The 19,229-nt window shown below is 37.8% G+C and carries 17 protein-coding genes and 2 riboswitches; of the genes, 3 read left to right on the forward strand and 14 right to left on the reverse strand.

Going from position 1 to position 19,229, the window contains the following annotated elements; translation table 11 throughout:
- Positions 1 to 493: 493 nt before the first annotated feature.
- The 12 genes from ABNX05_RS23545 to ABNX05_RS23600 all read right to left on the reverse strand — a co-directional run bounded on the left by ABNX05_RS23545 (position 494) and on the right by ABNX05_RS23600 (position 14,506).
- Complete coding sequence (locus tag ABNX05_RS23545; protein WP_349661917.1) at positions 494 to 1,798, reverse strand: NCS2 family permease; 1,305 nt, start codon at positions 1,796 to 1,798, stop codon at positions 494 to 496.
- Between the two features lie 133 nt (positions 1,799 to 1,931).
- Positions 1,932 to 2,033, reverse strand: a riboswitch (purine riboswitch).
- 243 nt (positions 2,034 to 2,276) lie between these two features.
- Complete coding sequence (locus ABNX05_RS23550; RefSeq protein WP_349661918.1) at positions 2,277 to 2,945, reverse strand: MOSC domain-containing protein; 669 nt, start codon at positions 2,943 to 2,945, stop codon at positions 2,277 to 2,279.
- A gap of 344 nt (positions 2,946 to 3,289) precedes the next feature.
- A complete protein-coding gene (gene guaA, locus ABNX05_RS23555; RefSeq protein ID WP_349661919.1) occupies positions 3,290 to 4,840 on the reverse strand; it encodes a glutamine-hydrolyzing GMP synthase in 1,551 nt (516 codons plus the stop codon).
- A 149-nt stretch (positions 4,841 to 4,989) separates the two neighbouring features.
- Positions 4,990 to 5,091: riboswitch (purine riboswitch) on the reverse strand.
- 36 nt (positions 5,092 to 5,127) lie between these two features.
- A complete protein-coding gene (locus ABNX05_RS23560; protein ID WP_349661920.1) occupies positions 5,128 to 7,314 on the reverse strand; it encodes a transglutaminase TgpA family protein in 2,187 nt (728 codons plus the stop codon).
- A complete protein-coding gene (locus ABNX05_RS23565; RefSeq protein WP_349661921.1) occupies positions 7,311 to 8,492 on the reverse strand; it encodes a DUF58 domain-containing protein in 1,182 nt (393 codons plus the stop codon). The genes ABNX05_RS23560 and ABNX05_RS23565 overlap by 4 nt, the downstream gene beginning before the upstream one ends.
- Positions 8,489 to 9,433 carry an AAA family ATPase gene (locus ABNX05_RS23570; protein ID WP_349661922.1) on the reverse strand — a complete coding sequence of 315 codons (945 nt, stop codon included), beginning with the start codon at positions 9,431 to 9,433 and terminating at the stop codon, positions 8,489 to 8,491. Before ABNX05_RS23570 ends, ABNX05_RS23565 begins: the two co-directional genes overlap by 4 nt.
- Before the next feature lie 235 nt (positions 9,434 to 9,668).
- The gene (locus ABNX05_RS23575) at positions 9,669 to 10,349 is read right to left on the reverse strand and encodes an ABC transporter ATP-binding protein (protein WP_349661923.1); all 681 of its coding nucleotides are present in this window, start codon (positions 10,347 to 10,349) and stop codon (positions 9,669 to 9,671) included.
- A gap of 227 nt (positions 10,350 to 10,576) precedes the next feature.
- Positions 10,577 to 11,389 (reverse strand): ABC transporter permease, encoded by an 813-nt coding sequence (locus ABNX05_RS23580; RefSeq protein ID WP_349661945.1) that lies wholly within the window; start codon positions 11,387 to 11,389, stop codon positions 10,577 to 10,579.
- On the reverse strand, positions 11,389 to 11,841 hold the full coding sequence (locus ABNX05_RS23585) for a nitrous oxide reductase accessory protein NosL (protein ID WP_349661924.1): 453 nt from the start codon (positions 11,839 to 11,841) through the stop codon (positions 11,389 to 11,391). The genes ABNX05_RS23580 and ABNX05_RS23585 overlap by 1 nt, the downstream gene beginning before the upstream one ends.
- On the reverse strand, positions 11,838 to 13,109 hold the full coding sequence (locus ABNX05_RS23590) for a right-handed parallel beta-helix repeat-containing protein (RefSeq protein ID WP_349661946.1): 1,272 nt from the start codon (positions 13,107 to 13,109) through the stop codon (positions 11,838 to 11,840). Before ABNX05_RS23590 ends, ABNX05_RS23585 begins: the two co-directional genes overlap by 4 nt.
- Before the next feature lie 61 nt (positions 13,110 to 13,170).
- A complete protein-coding gene (locus ABNX05_RS23595) occupies positions 13,171 to 13,809 on the reverse strand; it encodes a nitrous oxide reductase accessory protein NosL (RefSeq protein WP_349661925.1) in 639 nt (212 codons plus the stop codon).
- Between the two features lie 376 nt (positions 13,810 to 14,185).
- Positions 14,186 to 14,506 carry an NAD synthetase gene (locus ABNX05_RS23600; RefSeq protein ID WP_349661926.1) on the reverse strand — a complete coding sequence of 107 codons (321 nt, stop codon included), beginning with the start codon at positions 14,504 to 14,506 and terminating at the stop codon, positions 14,186 to 14,188.
- Between the two features lie 57 nt (positions 14,507 to 14,563).
- Here ABNX05_RS23600 and ABNX05_RS23605 point away from each other — a divergent pair, with 57 nt between their 5' ends.
- A complete protein-coding gene (locus tag ABNX05_RS23605; protein WP_349661927.1) occupies positions 14,564 to 14,989 on the forward strand; it encodes a hypothetical protein in 426 nt (141 codons plus the stop codon).
- On the opposite strand, the gene nadE is transcribed toward ABNX05_RS23605, so the two are convergent.
- On the reverse strand, positions 14,936 to 15,760 hold the full coding sequence (gene nadE / locus ABNX05_RS23610) for an NAD(+) synthase (RefSeq protein ID WP_349661928.1): 825 nt from the start codon (positions 15,758 to 15,760) through the stop codon (positions 14,936 to 14,938). The genes ABNX05_RS23605 and nadE overlap by 54 nt on opposite strands.
- A 22-nt stretch (positions 15,761 to 15,782) precedes the next feature.
- Positions 15,783 to 17,243 carry a nicotinate phosphoribosyltransferase gene (locus tag ABNX05_RS23615; RefSeq protein WP_349661929.1) on the reverse strand — a complete coding sequence of 487 codons (1,461 nt, stop codon included), beginning with the start codon at positions 17,241 to 17,243 and terminating at the stop codon, positions 15,783 to 15,785.
- 312 nt (positions 17,244 to 17,555) lie between these two features.
- Here ABNX05_RS23615 and ABNX05_RS23620 point away from each other — a divergent pair, with 312 nt between their 5' ends.
- Together ABNX05_RS23620 and ABNX05_RS23625 are read left to right on the forward strand one after the other, a co-directional pair.
- Complete coding sequence (locus tag ABNX05_RS23620) at positions 17,556 to 17,897, forward strand: P-II family nitrogen regulator (protein WP_197142910.1); 342 nt, start codon at positions 17,556 to 17,558, stop codon at positions 17,895 to 17,897.
- A gap of 13 nt (positions 17,898 to 17,910) precedes the next feature.
- Positions 17,911 to 19,206, forward strand: a complete 1,296-nt coding sequence (locus ABNX05_RS23625; protein WP_349661930.1) for an ammonium transporter — start codon at positions 17,911 to 17,913, stop codon at positions 19,204 to 19,206.
- Positions 19,207 to 19,229: the final 23 nt, after the last annotated feature.

The raw sequence follows: 19,229 nt of genomic DNA on the forward strand, positions 1-19,229 counted from the left end.
TTCGTTCACCAACTCGAGGTTGGTTACTAAAAACTTTATTGATTACGTTTTGCTTGTTCAGTTTTCAAGGTTCATTTGTTTGTCGCATTTAAGTGACTTTCTATACTTTAACATGTTGTTAACTTTATGTCAACTATTTATGTTAATGTTTTGTTTTTGTTGTTGTTGTTGTTTCTTTCGTAACAACGTTTATAAATATATCACCTTAATAGTAAGTTTGCAAGCAGATTATTAAAGTAAAACTATTCTAATTAAATAAAAAAGGAGTTTCTTCTATAATATGTGAATCAACTTCAACTACACATGAAAGTGATATCCTTTACATTGAAACTATAACCGCTAATCTCTCATATTAGTAGCTTCCCTTTTCTAGTCATTAAAATCGTTTTATATTTTTATAGTTTTTAATTCTCCAATAAGAAAGCACCTACAATTGTTAGTTTCGTTTCTAACAATTGTAGGTGCTGTTTATATTTCTATTGTGTATTTATAATTAGCGTACCCAGATAAAGTATGCAAGGAAGACAAAGAACAATCCGTACATCATAGGATGAATTTCTTTTTTACGACCCGCTAAAAGCATTGTTACTGGATAGAATACAAAACCTATAGCAATACCAGTAGCAATTGAGTAACCAAGAGGCATCATTATTACTGTAAAGAAAGCAGGTACTGCAATTTCAAATTTATCCCAATCAATCAAACGCAATGAGGATACCATCAAAACACCTACAATAACTAGAGCTGGTGCTGTTACCGCTGGAGTTACCACAGCAAGTAACGGTGAGAAGAATAACGCTATCAAGAAAAGGATTGCCGTTACAACAGCAGAGAAACCTGAACGAGCACCTGCTGCTACACCAGAAGTTGACTCTACATACGCTGTAGTTGTTGATGTACCAAATAAAGAACCAATTGTTGTTGCAAGAGCATCCGCCATCAATGCACGGCTTGCACGTGGTAATTTATTATCTTTTACTAATCCTGCTTGTGTTGCAACTGCCATTAAAGTACCTGCTGTATCAAAGAAATCCACAAACAAGAATGTTAAGACAACAACTAAAAATTTAACGTTTAATAATGAATCGAAGTCATGGAAAATTGGATCTAAAGCTACCATAAATGTTGAATCCACGCTCGGAATAGCTGAAACAACTGCTGCAGGTGGATCAATCACACCAGTAATCATACCAACAATTGCTGTTATAACCATCCCTAAGAAAATACCAATACTGCGTAGTTTAATAATAAGAATAATCGAAAGGACAATCCCAAATACAGCTAGTAAAGTTGAACCAGTGAATGTTCCTAATGTTACTAATGTAGCTGGGCTATCTACGAGGATACCCGCTCCTTGTAACCCTACAAATGTTATAAACAAACCAATTCCTGCTGAAACCGCATATTTAAGTTGGACCGGAATTGCATTAATTACTGTTTCACGAATACCCGTTAGTGAAAGGAAGATAAAGATAATCCCTGAGAAGAAAACACCTGTTAAACCAGTCTGCCAAGGAATACCGTAAGCTCCAACTACAGTGAAGGCAAAGAATGCGTTTAAGCCCATACCAGGAGCAAGGGAAATTGGGAATTTAGCGAATATACCCATAATCAGAGAACCGACTGCAGCTGCTAATGCTGTAGCTACGAATACAGCACCTTTATCCATCCCTGCATTTTCTAAGATGCCAGGGTTAACAGCTAAAATGTAAGCCATAGCAAGGAATGTAGTAATACCACCTATTATTTCGCGGCGATAATTAGTTCCTAATTCATCGAACATGAAATACTTTTTCATTTTAAAGAAATCCTCCGTATGGTCGTCTTCAATATCGAAAACAAAAAAGACACACTGACTACTCTACTAGTCGCATGTCTACGATACATTTCATCACAGTTATTGTGAGAAATTAATTTAGTGTCTATACATTAATATATATAACTAAAATCGTAGTCAAGTTATTTACGGTAACTTGGTAGAAACTCACGGGCCTTATCCCCGACATTATACGACGACTTATTTAATTTACAATCGTAATATATCATTTCATTTTTTAGATTTCAACCCTATTCCCGAACATTTTTTATAAATACCACAAGAAAGTTCGTGTAAAGTTCTTATTTGACCTCTTTCAGTAGATGTCCCATTTTAAGAAATCGTTTAGGTCTTAATGCTTTATCGATAGTTATAAAATAAAAAATCCCCTAGAATTCATTCGAATTCTTGAGGATTTTAATACAGTGACTGTAGGAGTTCTCCCTTGATCAACATATATCTAATTCATCACTTTACTTTGCAAGAGCTGAATCCTTTTTTCCAATTTTTGTTTCCAATCTTCTGCTAATGCATCAACCGCTTGAATTCGTTTCATCGCTAGTGCGTCTTTGTTTTTAAAATACACTTCGTTGCAATGCAAAACTGAAACACACGCAGAATGCTTTTCCACTAATTCAATTTTTGAATCTGCACGGATTGTCCCTTCTTCCAGTACACGTGCAAGAAAGCCCGTATAACCTGTTTCAATTAAACGTTTGAGTAATATGTTCGCCTCAGTATATTTATCAATCGTACTACATGGTACACGCCCTTGGGTAATTTGGATGACAGCATCACCTATTTTATAAATATCACCAATACAAACATCAGCTTCTAACATATTCGTTACTGTTAAATTTTCACCGAATGCCGATGTCGGCAACGGTTTACCCAGTTCCTGTTCCCATTGTATGTAATGCTCCGCAGGATATAAACAAACAGCACGGTCAGGACCACCATGATGTTTTTTATCTGCTACATCGTCCCCCTCAAATCCACGAGCGGACAAATAAACTTCTTCCACTTTTCGTTTTTCAATCCCTGTAATCATCGAGCGCCCATTACTATAATGCAATTCTTTTGGCATACCAATAGCAAGTGTATGTATCATCGCTATATCTTTCCCCATATTATCCCCCCTAAAGCTAAACAACGACATAGAATCCTATTTACATTTATTAGTTTACTATACCTAACGATTCATCGTATAACTATTTCTTAATACGAATCTGTTTCATTGAAGGGCCCATTATACTTTGGATTAAATTCAATATTGATCTTTCCAAATACATTCTTAAGAAAACCCGACTTATCAAATTGTAGATCATGATCCGCAATAGCCCTAATTTTTATATTCAACAAAGCAATAAATATTCCCTTTATTTAAATTTATGCTATCCAATCGAAAAATAAAAAGCTCGAAGAAAACCCAATAAAATGAGTATCTTCAAGCTTTTTATAGTTGTTATTTAATTATTCCCACTCGATAGTTGCTGGTGGCTTAGATGTAATATCATACAGTACGCGGTTAACGTGTTTTACTTCGTTTACTAGGCGAACAGAGACTTTTTCTAGTACATCCCAAGGAATGCGTGCCCAGTCTGAAGTCATACCGTCGATAGATGTTACCGCGCGGATACCGATTGCATAGTCATACGTACGTGCATCGCCCATTACGCCAACTGAACGGATGTCAGGTAATACCGTGAAGTATTGCCAGATATCGCGATCAAGACCAGCTTTTGCGATTTCTTCACGTAAGATGAAATCAGATTCGCGTACGATTTCTAGTTTTTCTTCTGTTACTTCACCAAGTACACGGATTCCTAGACCAGGACCCGGGAATGGTTGACGCCAAACAATTTTTTCGTCAAGGCCAAGCTCTAATCCTAATGCACGCACTTCGTCTTTAAATAATGTGTTAAGTGGCTCAATTAATTTGAATTGCATGTCTTCTGGAAGACCACCAACGTTATGGTGTGATTTAATTGTTTGTGCAGTGGATGTACCCGATTCAATGATATCTGTGTAAAGAGTACCTTGTGCTAAGAAGTCCATACCTTCAAGTTTAGCCGCCTCTTCATCAAATACGTAAATAAATTCGTTACCGATAATTTTACGTTTTTGCTCTGGGTCAGAAACGCCTGCAAGTTTTTCCATAAAACGTTGACGTGCATCAATTTTTATAAGATTCATGTCAAAGTCTTCTGTAAATGTTTTCATAACTTGCTCAACTTCACCTTTACGGTTCAAGTTGTGGTCAACGAACATACAAGTTAATTGGTCGCCAATTGCTTTATGAATTAGAACAGCAACAACTGATGAGTCTACACCGCCAGAAAGTGCACATAATACTTTTTTGTCACCTACTGTTTCGCGGATTTTTGCGATTTCAAGTTCAATGAAGTTTGCCATTGACCAATCACCTTTTGCTCCACAAATGTCAAATACGAACTGACGTAATAAGTCGTTACCATATACAGAGTGACGTACTTCTGGGTGGAATTGTACTGCATATAGTTTACGTTCTACATTTGCCATTGCAGAGATAGGGCAAGCAGCACTTGTTGCAATTACTTCAAAACCAGCCGGTACTTCTGTTACATGGTCACCATGGCTCATCCAAACGATTTGTTCAGTTGGTAAGTTACCGAATAACTTGTTTGAAGCTGTTACTTTAATTTCTGCTTTACCATATTCGCGTGTTTCAGCACCTTCAACTTTACCACCTTGCGTATGTGCCATTAATTGCATACCATAGCAAATACCTAGGATTGGTAAGCCTAATTCGAAAATAGCCGGGTCTACATGGAAGGCATTTTCGTCATAAACAGAGTTTGGACCACCTGAAAAGATGATACCTGTTGCGTTCATATTTTTAATTTCTTCTGCTGTAATCGTATGAGGATGTAACTCACTGAATACACCAAATTCACGGATACGACGCGTAATCAATTGGTTAAATTGGCTACCGAAGTCAAGAACAACGATTTTTTCTTGCTCTAATAAAGGGCTAGCTGACAAAATTTCCACCTCTTCTACTATTTTTAAAGGAACTTTTCATATGTTCAAGAAAACGCGTATGAAAGTAAAAACTTCCTACGCGTTCATAAGCTCTTGATGTATAAAGGCGAATGCGTCACAAAGAAAAGTGATTTACTAACCTTCTCACCTAACAAAACATTCACCTTCATAGAGAAATCATTTACGGTAATCTCGTAGAAACATCCGAACCTTATTATCGAACTTATATGAAAGCAATCCTCATCTATATATAATTTTTTTCATTTTACTCTTTGTACCTATCAAAATCAACCGATAGTGCGATTGATTAAATATTCCCAACTTTCTTTCAGCTCAACAAAGTCTACCTCGCGTTTGTCCTTACCATAAATATGTTGTTCATATACAGCGGTTAGTTTTTGCATCTCCTCTGTCTCAAGCGATGCATCTACTCTTAGAGCAAATGCTCGTAATGTTTCGCCATCTTTCCTACGTAATCCAATACGAGATAATTGCTTCGTTAAAACATGGTATGATGCATCGAAATTTGTCCAATCCGCTTCTTTTTTACGAAATGCGCGTACTTGCATTTTAGGTATCCACGTTTTACGTTGCATAAACAAAGCGATACTAGCGATAATCATCAAAATGACTAGAGCAATCCATACGTAAATATGCTTTTTCATCCATGTCCACACAGAATCAAAGCTAAACGATGTTGAGTTAGAAGTTTCTTTCTTCGGCTCTTGCTCTTCCTTCTTTGGTTGCTCTTGCTTTTTTTCTGCCTCCAGTACTTGCTCCTGCTGAGGAGTATCTTGCTCAATATCATAATCGATATTCACATTTCCTGAAAATCCAATTGTCGGTTCAAACTCCATCCACCCTGTTCCAGGTATATACGCTTCCACCCAAGAGTGTGCATTATCATTTGTAATTTGATACTCTTGTAAACCATCTGATATTCGACCAGGATTACCAGGTGCAAAGCCTTTCACCCAGCGTGCAGGTATCCCTGCCGAACGGAGGAGCACAACCATTGATGTTGAGAAATTATCACAGTAGCCGATTTTAGTATCGAATAAAAACTGATCAACATAGTCCTGACCCTCAGCAGGGATGGCTACTTCTTTTTTATCGTATCTAAAGCCATGAGATGAAAAATACTTTTCAACCGCTTTTATTTGATCATAGACTGAATCTTTATCCTGTGTGATTTCTTGCGCTAAATTCCCTACACGTTGTGGAAGTGTGTCTGGCAATTGTAAAAACCGGTCAAATGACGGATCTACTGTTTTTAGCGTGGATGGGTCTGCCATTTGGAGCTGTTCCATGCTAAATACTGGCTCACTATAAGAGATCGTATAATTAGATAATAATTTTGACTCGCCATTCTGTTGTTCTATTGCTATTTTTTCAGTGTGTTCATCTTGAATAAAGAGCGGTGAATCCTGGGTAGAAACAGATATCATGCCATATGTTTGAATTAAAAAAGGCATCGGAACAGCAATGTCCATGTGAACCTGTCGCTCAGTTTCAGGAGATCCAACTTGTAATGAAGTTTGGATAGGAGTATTGGTCTCGTAGACATTTTTTCCAAAGTTCCCCTCAGAAAGAATCCAGCCCTTCGAAGTATAAGTATCCTTTGTATCGATACGCCAATAATGACGATCACGGGTAGATGCAGTAAATATTAGTGTATTATCACCTTGGAACGGTCCCCCTAATTGGCTATCGTCGTCGCTGTAACCAACTGTTTTTTCGCCTGTTCCAATGCCATCTTGCCCTGCCACCCCCTTAATAAAAGGGACTGGATCAGCCCAAATTGGCCCTGTCTTAGGTAAATAGAATGCCACTCCACTAACAAGCATTACCGAAACAACCATCGGAATAACCAGCTTCCATTTTCCTATGAAATTGCTCTCTGCATCTGTTTGAAGCCATAAGCGCTTAACAAAAAGCAAGCCTGTCATTATTAATCCAAGCACAATAACCTTAACAATTGCCACCTTTCCATCATAGTCACTAAATGTATCTAGTGTGGCAATAAAGAATACTGTTAAAGCAAAGAAATAGAATATATTTTTTCGCACGGTTATCCAGTGGTGTATCAGGTATATTAACATCCAAATAAGCGCAACGAAGAGCACCGTTCTAAATGAATCCGATACTTTTCCAAAATCGCCCGAAAGGAAGGCAGTCATATTCCATTTCCATTCATGCATTAAAAACGGTATTGTCTGTCCAGAAAAAAAGGGACTTTCACTATAAACAAACACTATAAACCAAGTAATATAACCAAATTTCACTAATCCCGACAGTATTGGGTGCACTTGAAATAAACTGAGTACCAATGATAAACCGATGAACACTAAAAATAAATGAAACACTCCTGTATTTGTTAGCTGCATAACAGGAATAAGCCATTCACGTAAAATCAGAAAAATAATTACGTATGCTATTGCTAATTCGATAAAATTTCCTAGTGATTTTTTCACGGCTTCATCACCTCCGTGAACAAATGGTAATAATCTGTTGGATTTACATGTACAACTTGAATTTGCCTATAACGCTTTGCCAAATTTGTTTGCATAGGCGGCTCCTCCGCTACTACAAAACAAATACAGCTTTTCACCATATTGGCAAGAGAATGAATTAATTCATCTGATACTTCATTCGTAACATATAGTAATGTTGCAACATGCTTAAACACTTGCTGATCTCGAAATTGGAATTTGACAGTTTCAGCAGGTTTTATAGCAGCTAAATGGTGCATTACTTGATCTAGCTGCTTATTACCTTGAATAATCGGAAACACCTTCGTGTTAAAACCAGCTGAAACAAATGAAATATCTCCACGTTCTTTGACAATGGTTTGTAGCATCGATGCTACAAGCTCAATTTTTTCTTCAAATAAGGAAGACTTTCCGGCATGGAGTAATAGCATTAACTCCTGTGATTGTCGATCTTCAAATTCTTTAGATTGCAACGTTTGTGTTTTCGCAAATGATTTCCAGTGAATCCACGAAAAACGGTCACCTGGAACATACTCACGTAAACCAACAGCCATTGATGTATCCTTAACAATTGAATAAGGTGACATCATTGTACCAACATCAAATTTTGTTTGAAGCGCGGCATACCTCATTTCGCGTACTCTCGGGTATACTAAAATGACTTGTTCCTTGTCTGCCACAACTCGCTTTTTTGCCCAGCCAAAAAAATCACAGAAAACAATATTAACACCTAAGTAACGATGCTCGCCACGGGACATATTTCCCAGCACATAATTCCAGCTAAATTTTTTCCTGAAGCCAACGAACTTAATGGTATTCGTTCCTTGTACCCTCGATTGAATAAGGACTTCACTGTTTACAAGTTCCTCCATCATCATATAAGCAAACGGAAAGCGTGTTTTTCGCTCTACCGTAATTGTTACCTTAGCAGATTGTCCACTCTCTACGCGGGGGGGCTCAATTTTGCGTTCCACCAGTAAAATATCTTCTTTCACTAGTAAGAAAATAAGTGCGTATAACAAAAACGGACTAACTGTAAAAAATACAAACCAACTGACAAACCCACCTTGGAACATGGCATAACAAAACGTTATAATCATTAACAAAGAAACTAAAAGGAAATGTTTACTTTTCTCTATTAAGGCTTGCCATTTCTTCATTGCTCTGCAAACCTCTTTGTTGGCACAGGTACTTTCGCAATAATTCGCTCAATAATTTCTTCTGCCGTTACGTTATCATAGCGAGCATCTGGCTTTAATATTAAACGATGGCTAAAGACAAATGGTGCTAAATATTGAACATCATCAGGAGTAACAAAACTACGCCCTTTTATAAACGCATACGCTTGTGAAGCCTTCATTAAAGCAATCGTTGCACGAGGACTTACTCCTAAATGTACATAGTTATTTTCCCTCGTTTGAGTCGCCAATTCGACCATATAGTTTTTGACTGAATCCTCAACATACACACCCTGTACAAGCTCCTGCAATTCAATTAATTGCGCAACTGTTAGTACTGCTTCAATTTTTTCAATCGGTTTACCATGCTCAGCACGACGAAGAATCTCCACTTCTTGCCCTCTTGAAGGATAGCCCATTTTTATTTTTAGTAAGAAACGATCTAACTGTGCTTCTGGTAACGGATATGTTCCTTCATGCTCAATTGGATTTTGAGTGGCCATAACGAAAAATGGTTGGTTGATTGTTAAGGTCTTACCATCAATAGTAACAGATGCTTCCTCCATCCCCTCAAGTAAAGCAGATTGCGTTTTTGGAGATGTACGGTTAATTTCATCCGCTAAAATTACATCTCCCATGATCGGACCAGGTCGAAATTCGAATTCCAGCGTTTTCGGATTATAAATCGACACCCCTACAACATCTGACGGTAATAAATCCGGTGTAAATTGAATCCTTTTAAATTGTGCCTCAAATGTTTTTGCCAGTGCTCGAACCATCATTGTTTTACCGACACCTGGTACGTCCTCAAGCAAGATATGTCCCTTTGCTAGCAGGGCTACTATGCTAAGCTCTGCAACCTCTTTTTTGCCAATCATTACTTTTTCTATATTTTCTAATACATTTTGTATTTGTGAATTCATAAATTAAAAAACCTCCTATTTCACCCAACAATTATTCGAATTGTACGACAACTACCTAAGAATAACGAAATATGTTTAGTAACACAATTATATGAGACGTTCATCTATTGCTTTACCACTATAGTTCGGCACTTAGCGAGAAAAGTAATAATACTTCAGCATGAAAAAGAAGGCCTGCCTGAAAACAATCAAAGCAAACCTATCTTTTAGTATAACGTCATTATCTATCAGAATGTTACAGATTTAATTTTTTTAACCATAAATTCTCTAACGAAGATGAATTTTCTTGTAAAAGTATTTCCTCTAATTCACCAGAAATAAGTATGTTTCCTTCGTGTAAAACCAACACATCGTCCGCTACTTCTTCCGCAAAAGACAGTAAATGCGTAGAAAATATGACCGTGCAGCTCCTTGCTTTTTCCTCTAGCATCATTTTTTTCAGCTCTGCAATCCAGAAAGGATCGAGCCCATTAGTCGGCTCATCTAAAATAAGCAAAGAGCCTTCACCGAGTAAACTTTGAGCGAGATTAAGCCGTTGACGCATCCCCTTCGAGAAATGCTTCACTTTTTGCTTTCGAACATCCCATAAAGCAACGCGGCTTAGTACTTCCTCCTGTTCATTTTTACCAATCTTCTTTAAAGAGGCAAGTAGTTGCAAAATTTCTGCTGCTGTTAACATAGATGGAAAGTCCACATCATCAGGCATGTATCGAATGGCTTGTGGTTTATGCCATATTATTTCTCCTGATTTTTGCTTTTCCTGTCCAGTTAGCAGGCGAATTAAAGTACTCTTACCAGCGCCATTTCCCCCTACAAGCGCTAAAATACGCCCCGTTTGTAAAGAAAAGGAGGCTTCATGAAGACCTCTATTATTATCATAGATATTCGATAACTTCTTTGTTTCTAATAGCATCATCTTCTATCCCCTTTCTATCAATTATGCCTCGGCATAATTGCGTCCAGAATCGGCTTTGTGCTTAGGCCTGCACGAGGGCCGACACGATGTCGGTCATTTCGGTCATGCCACAGGACGTGGCGTTTTTACCGATGCAGGTCAGTTAGCCGTTATCGCATGGATGCGATGATTTTAGGCTAACATCCACAAAGAACTCCTTTCCGATTCTGTGACATCCGCCGGAGGCTTTAACTTCTTTCACTGAAAGAAGTTAAAAGTAAGTTAGTGTAAGCTAACGGACATACTATCCAAAGCAATGTCACAGCTATGTATACTGCATAACCTAGTGGCGACGAATAAAACTGCGTTACTTTATAAAATGCTGGCCCAAGAACACTCGCCTGATCTGTAAAAATAAAGTATCCAAAGCGTAGCCACTCCACAGGATTAATATGTATCCCTATAATCGTCAGTTTTTGAAGAGTATGACCAGCCACAACAGTTCCGATAGCCATTAAAGCGTAAGAGATAAGCAATAAAAAAACGGACCAAAGAACAAGTGACAACGACAGTGCAAATAATCTTGTTTTTGCAAAGGCTCCTACTGCAATGCCCAATGACACAAAAATGAAAATGCATAGCAAAGTTAGAACAATGAAGATAAGTGGCAAACGCACTCCTCCAAGAAAACCACCCATCGCTAATATTACGCCAAACGCCACAGCCACGACTAATAAAAAAGCAAGCACAGAGGCAATATACTTTCCTGCAATATATTGCCTACGTGTCATTGGATATGTCTTTAATAAAGAAAGCCATCCTGATTCCACATCACCAGCTACACTCATACTACCGATCGTTAATATAAACAGCGGCAATAAAAACAACAATACATTTAAAAAGGAGGCTGTTTGTCGTGTAAAACCGTCTACATCTGGTAATGCCATTTGCTGAATGACAATGATAGCTGTAAACACGAACGTGAAAAGTAAGCCTACAAGTTGCATCCATCGACTTCTGAGCATTTGCTTTAATTCTAGTTTAATAAGCATACTATTCATCAATTATGGATCCCCCATTTAAAATCATGTAAATCCTTATAGGCTAGTAGCCGGCCTTCCCCCTCTGTCTTCATCCATTCCTGTGCCGATTCCTTCGAATCGAATGCAACTACCCCATAATTCATCGGTGTCCAATAATCTTTGTTGTACACATAAATAGCGTTAAAAACGTCAATCCATTCATTTTTTGCCGCATCTTTAATATAGGCTGCTCCAACCTCCTCTTCCCCGTTCGCTTTCATATATTCCATAAGGCAACCAATATCATCAAAAATTTCATAATCGCCATTTTTCAATGCAATCTGGCCAGCATATGCATTATGAACGATACTCATATTACAAATTTTACATACATCAGTTTCACTAACTATTTCACGAGGCTCATATGTTTTTTCACTACAGCCCACCAATACACCACAACATAGCAATACACTCATCAGCCATTTTTTCATTCTGTGATCCCTCTTTTCCATAGCCATAAACTACTTAGTGCCAAGAATAAACCTACTAGCATTTGTACCACGTTCATCTTGTTCTTCTCTTGCACATGCTTCATCGCCAATTTCGGCGTATGATCAACAAGCATATTCTTTTCAGTTTTATTAATTTGCTGATCCAGAGATGTCAGTAAAAGGACGCTCGGGGATGCTACAAAATATTGGTAAACAGGCTGGCGTACCATCCATTGACCAAAGCTTGACACAGCCACATATGGAACATCACCGATGCCATTGTCTTTTAAATCAATCCCTGAGTAATCATCATAATAATTATTTTTCAGTTGAAAGCCTTGCTGATCGGAGCGCGCCGTTAAAATATTCCCTGTAAAGTTATTACTACTAGCCAATGTGTCGTTACTGACCTTTGTACCTTCAAGGGCAGTTTGGTTCATCTGAAAATCATTTGTTTCAATTTGGATAGTTGAACTTTTCTGCATCGCAACACCAGTCCGATTATTTTTGATTGTATTATGTTTAATTTTTGCTTGCTTCACATCATACAGCAGCATACCGTAGCCATTAAAATCAAAATGATTAGCTATTGTATTATTTTCAAGGAGAATGTCTGTTGTCATCATTATCATAAGGCCAGTCACATTGTGAACATATGTATTAAAAAGTGCTTTGGCATCACTTGTATACATAAAATGCGTACCATAACGACTGCTCGTCACCTTATTACGTTGAACAACAATACGCTTTACCTCCTCTACATAAATTCCATCCTGCACTTGCTCAATAGTATTGCCTTCGAGCGTAATGTCCTCACTTTTAAAAACAGCCAACCCATTACCTTTTTGGGAATAATGATCCTCGATACCAGTCACATTGATTTCCTGTATGCGCACATGTTTGGAGCGTTGTATATGAACACCTGTATGAACATCTTTCATTTGTAACTTACGTAGCTCAAGTCCATCTACATTACTAACAACGATTGCTTTACTTTTTCCTGATAACGTTATATTTTCCACACTGACATTAGTAGTGTTTTCAATTCGAAGTGCTGGTTTGTCACTTTCACCGATTAGTTCAGTTCCCTCTTCGCCTTGTAGTGTTATCGGTTTTGTCACAATAAAATTACCTCGGTAACGACCAGCAGGAATATGAACGACCTCCCCTGGCTTTGCGACATTAATCGCCTCCTGTACATCGAAATCAGCGTACACTGTCTGACTCATGAATAGAAAAAATAATAAGGCCAACCCTATTTTTTTCACCAATCCTTACCTCCCAGTTCAGTACGAAAAGACTAGAGGAATCTCCCCCTAGTCCATTCAATTAATGACTATGACCGTCTTGATTCTTTTCTTCCATATGCATGGAGTCAGATTCACCTTCGGCCTCTTTTTCAGCTTTTTCTTTCATTTTCTTTTCACGACGCTCTAATGCATCGTCTTTTATTTTTTGTAATTCCTCTACATGTGCAGTTGGATTGTCAGCGATATATTTGTCTGCATCATCTTTATCTTTGAAATAAACATATCCCCAATTCATCGGAGATTTTAGGTCTGTTTTGACGATAGTTGCATCATCAACCTTTACCCAATCTTTTGTATTAAAATCACGTACAAATTTTTCGTTCTTTTCATTATTTGCAACCTCGGCATTTACTAAACAGCCGATGTCATCATAAAAGGTAACTGTTCCATCCTCTTTTATTGCTTGAGTAGAGAATTCCCCCATTTCTTCGTCCTTCATATATACTTTCATATTACACATTTCACACATTGTATCTTCTTTTGGCTCTTGCAAACGTGGATCCACTAAAGAAGCGACTTGCGTAGATTTATCCTTTGCTTCTGCCTCATTTGCCGTGATATCTTGCTTCGTTTCTTCTTTCTTCACTTGATCTTTGTCTGTACCACAAGCCGCGAGTAAAAGTGATGCAGCTAGTACTGGTAACCATATTTTTTTCACAATTGCTTCCCCCAATTTCGTTTTTCTATTACTAATAATTACTTTACAGATAAGTTGTGAAATAAGTTAAAAATCACTGTGAAGTATTGGAAAAATTACCTTGAATATTCATTGAACGTCTCGACTTCAAATATTTTGAATGAAACATATATACTTTCTATTTTTTATAACGCTATCAGCAAAACAAGGGGTTGATTTCCGTTCCGGCTGGGCGCTTTGTTGTTTCTTGGTCTACAGAAAAGTGAGTAGCCTGGAACAGAAGTCACCCTATTCAAAGTGCCTCACAATTCATAAAGATTTATTGACACTACTTTGGTTTTCAATATAAAAAAACTCCCTACATCCTGAATGATGTAGAGAGTTTGAATTTATGATGTTATATAGAAGAACGGTAACTATTGAGAAACTTCTTTTGCTTGCTGACCATACTTAGCTTTACAGCAGTTTCATTTAATTCATTACGTATTTGTAAATCGTAAGCATTGTCCACAAAACTAGCCGCTACTTTATTGGGACGTTGCTGCTGGATTTGTTTAGTGTTACTTAAATGCTTTTTATCTTTATTCTTTAGCAAACTGTTTTTAAACTGTTTCTTCGGATTTTGTCCGAAATTATGGCTTAAATCCCCAGCATGTAAATACTGTTGTTCGTTACGAAATATACTACTAGTCGTCGAACTTACTCTAGAAGTCCTCATAAATAATTACCCTCCTTTACTTTTTATCAACTTTGTAGGTATATATATCGACATTATATGCTCGAACTTAATAATACAGAACCAAATTGCTTAAAAAAAATAGAAAAGAGCTATAAGAAAAAATATTTTCCACTTTTTCTCATAACTCTTTTCCTAAATATTTATATCAATCAAAGCGAAGCGGCAGCAACAAATGTTTTTACTGTGCGAAATCAAAGCGACAGCAACAAATGTTTTTACTGTGCGAAAGCGAAGCGGCAGCAACAAATGTTTTTACTGTGCGAAAGCGAAGCGGCAGCAACAAATGTTTTTACTGTGCGAAAGCGAAGCGGCAGCAACAAATGTTTTTACTGTGCGAAATCAAAGCGGCAGCGACAAAGCGCCCAGCCGGAACGGAAATCAACCCCACGCTATGGTGATAGCTATATATTACTTCCAAAAATCATCGAATATTGTAATTGGCATATGGCGTTTGTGCTGTGAACGTAAATAATGTCCTTCTAATGTTTTACGAGCTTCTTCAGGGATAGCCTTCCCCTCTAAATAATCATCAATTTGGTCATACGTTAAACCAAGCGCCACTTCATCTGGTAATGAAGGACGATCTTCCTCTAAGTCAGCAGTTGGTATTTTTAAATATAAGTGCTCTGGGCAATCAAGTGCCGCTAACAACTGCTTACCCTGACGCTTGTTTAGACGGAAAATAGGCATTAAATCTGCACCGCCATCCCCAAATTTTGTGTAAAAACCTGTAATTGCCTCCGCAGCATGATCTGTCCCAAGCACAACAGCATTATTCATAGCAGCGATAGAATATTGCACCTTCATTCGCTCACGTGCCTTTTCATTCCCTTTTGCAAAATCGCTTAGTTCAATACCTGCATTCGTTAATGCTCTAACACTTGCATCGACTGCATCTTTAATGTTTACTGTAAAAGTTTTCGTAGGTTTGATATAGTCAATCGCATCTTGACAGTCCTTTTCATCTGCTTGCACACCATATGGTAAGCGAACAGCCCAAAATGAGTACTTCGCTTCTCCCATTTCGGCATTTAATTCGTCAACCGCAAGCTGCGTTAATTTTCCAGTTAATGTGGAGTCTTGACCACCTGATATTCCGAGAACAAACCCTTTTACAAAACTATAGCGACGCGCATATCCCTTTAAAAAATCAATGGATTTGCGAATCTCTTCCTGCGCATCAACAGTAGGTAATACACGTAATTCCTTTATGATTTCTTGTTGTAATGTCATTTTGTCCTTCACTCCTTACGCTTTACAATCGATTGACCATTTCACTTACTTCTTCAATATTGCGCATTTTATTATTCCAACATTTTTGGCTTAAATCGACTGGGTATTCCTCAGGATTCATAGCACGTTTATATTCATCCCATAGCAGTTCTAAATTATCTGCTGCATAATCGCGCATTTCTTCCAAAGTAGGATTTTGATAATGTATTTCGCCATTTTTAATCACTTGTTGATGTAGGTTTTTCGCTTCAAAGTTTGTAACAAATTTTGATACGAATGTATGAACAGGATGGAACATTTTAATGCGTTCCTCTGATTGAGGATTTTCATCGTGCATCGTAATGTAATCTCCCTCTGCCTTACCATTCTTTCTATCAATAATGCGATATACATTTTTAAGACCTGGCGTCGTTACCTTTTCAGCATTCGCAGAAATTTTAATCGTATCTTCTAATTGCCCATCGTTATTTTCAATAGCGACCATTTTATAAACAGCCCCTAAAGCTGGTTGGTCATATGCAGTAATGAGCTTCGTACCAATTCCCCACACATCAACTTTTGCACCTTGAGCCTTTAAGTTTAAGATCGTGTATTCATCTAAGTCATTTGATACGATAATTTTAGCGTTTTGGAAGCCTGCCTCATCTAACATACGACGTGCTTCTTTTGACAAGAAAGCTATATCCCCACTGTCTAATCGAATTCCAATAAAATTAATTTTGTCTCCAAGTTCTTTAGCCACTTGGATCGCTGTTGGCACACCCGATTTTAACGTATTGTAAGTGTCTACAAGGAATACGCAATCACGATGACGTTTTGCATAGGAGTGAAATGCATCATAATCATTTTTATAAGCCTGTACAAGTGCATGTGCATGTGTACCTGATACCGGTATATTAAAAAGTTTACCTGCTCGCACATTACTAGTTGAAGCAAAACCACCAATAAACGCCGCACGCGTTCCCCAAATTGCTGCGTCCATCTCCTGAGCGCGTCGTGTACCGAACTCCATCGCCACTTCATTTTTTATAATTTGTTTAATACGACTAGCCTTTGTTGCAATTAAGGTTTGGTAATTCACAATGTTAAGTAATGCGGTTTCAATTAGTTGCGCTTCCACTAACGGCGCTTCAATACGGATAATTGGTTCATTAGCGAAAACAGTTTCTCCTTCCACCATAGAATACATATCCCCTGTAAAACGAATATTTTTTAAATACTCGATAAAATCCTCTTTATAACCAACCTCTTCACGCAAATACGCTATGTCTGAATCACTGAAGCGAAAATCACGTAAATACTCAAGAATTCTCTCTAATCCCGCAAAAATTGCATAACCATTGCCAAAAGGTAATTTTCTAAAATATAGTTCGAAAACTGCTTTTCTATTATGTATACCATCAGCCCAATACGATTCTGCCATATTGATTTGGTACAAGTCGGTGTGTAGCGCTAAGCTGTCATCTGCATAGTTTGATCTCACAAGAAACCCCTTCTTCCGCTTTGATAATTAGTCCTAGTATACACTATATACCCAAATTCTTGCGTATTACATTCTCCAACTTTAATGTTAGGTTTCCTCACACTAATAATCAGAAAATTTAGAAATGTTCACATTTTAGACACAAATTTTAATACCGCTTTCATTCCCCTTTTAAAAACATTTTCAGCAAACTAATACGAAAGACGAAATATTACATGTAACGAAACATAACATGAATGTTCAAATAATTATTGCGCCGTTTTTCATAGCGTTTTAACATGTAAATTAAATTTACTCAAGGAGCTGATATTGATGAAAAAAATAGAAGCGATCATCCGTCCCGAAGTTTTCGGCTCGGTCAGGGACGGACTTGCACAGGAAGGAATTGCTGGGCTCAGTGTTTCAGAAATTGCTGGCTGCGGTCGTCAATTAGGACGTACAGGGTTATTTCGTGGAAATACCTATGAAATTGAATTTTTGCCAAAGTTGAAATTAGAAATGATTGTTGATGATGAGAAAGTAGATCCTATTGTTGAAGTTTTATTACGTAAGGCAGCAACTGGCAAGGTTGGAGATGGTAAAATCTTCGTTTATCCAATAGAACAAGCAATTCGTATCCGTACAAAAGAAGTCGGATCAATTGCAGTAGAATAAGGGGGCGATATATATGGATGAAATAACATTATCTGTAAATTTAGTTTGGATGATGCTCGGTACAATTTTAGTCTTCTTTATGCATGCAGGATTTGCGATGGTTGAAGCTGGCTTTACACGCTCAAAAAACGCGGTCAATATTATTATGAAAAACTTCCTAACTATTTCACTTGGTGGCATTGTCTATTTCCTCTGTGGTTACGCTATTATGTTTGGTGATTCAGTTGGCGGTATCTTCGGTACAAGTGGCTTTGCCTTAAATGGTGTAGATAATCTCTCCTTCTTTATTTTCCAAACGATGTTTGCAGCAACTGGAGCAACAATTTTATCTGGAGCAGTGGCAGAACGTACTAATATTTTTGCTTATATCGGCGTAATTATTCTCATGTCGTTACTTGTTTATCCTGTTGTTGGTCATTGGGTTTGGAGTGGGCATGGATGGTTAACAAATATTGGTTTTACCGACTTCGCTGGATCTACCGTTGTACATTTAACAGGTGCAGTTGCGGCATTTGTAGCTGCGGTAATGGTCGGTCCTCGTCTCGGTAAATATGAAAATGGTCGTGTCAACGTTATTACAGGACATAGTATTCCATTAGGAGCTTTAGGCGTATTTTTACTTTGGTTTGGTTGGTTTGGCTTCAATGGTGCTTCAACATTAGCTGCCGATCCTAAACTTGTACCAAGCGTAATTGCAAATACATTTTTCTCTGCTGCTGCTGGAGTTGTGGTTACAGCCCTTTATACAAAATTTCGATATGGTCATATCGATGGCTCACTCACATTAAACGGTGCTTTAGCAGGACTTGTAAGTATTACCGCTGGTGCAGCTAACGTTAGTATTGTAGGTTCACTCATTATCGGATTAATCGCTGCTCCATTATTGGTCGAGGGCGTCCGCTTCATTGAATGGAAGTTAAAAGTCGATGATCCTGTTGGTGCAATCGCCGTCCATGGTATCTGTGGTATTTGGGGTACTCTAGCAGTTGGCTTGTTTGATATTAGTGGTCAAGGATTATTTTATGGAGGAGGTATCGACCAATTAGGAGTGCAAGCCATTGGGGTTATTGCTACCATTGCTTGGGTTAGCGTTTCAGTAGCAGTTGGTTTACTTGTTATAAAAGCATTTGTGCCATTACGAGTTTCTGCTGAAGATGAAGTCACTGGCCTAGATGTCATCGAACACGGTGCTCCGGCTTATGAGTTTCAGGATATTTTCAAGGGCTCTGCAGTGCGAGGAGAATCATTTGCTCATCGTTTAACTCATTTCGGTAAAGCAAATAACAATGTCCAAGAAGAACATGTATAGTATTTATTGAACTTCGTCTTCTT

The organism is Lysinibacillus zambalensis (assembly GCF_040183165.1).
Classification (GTDB): Bacteria; Bacillota; Bacilli; order Bacillales_A; family Planococcaceae; genus Lysinibacillus; species Lysinibacillus zambalensis.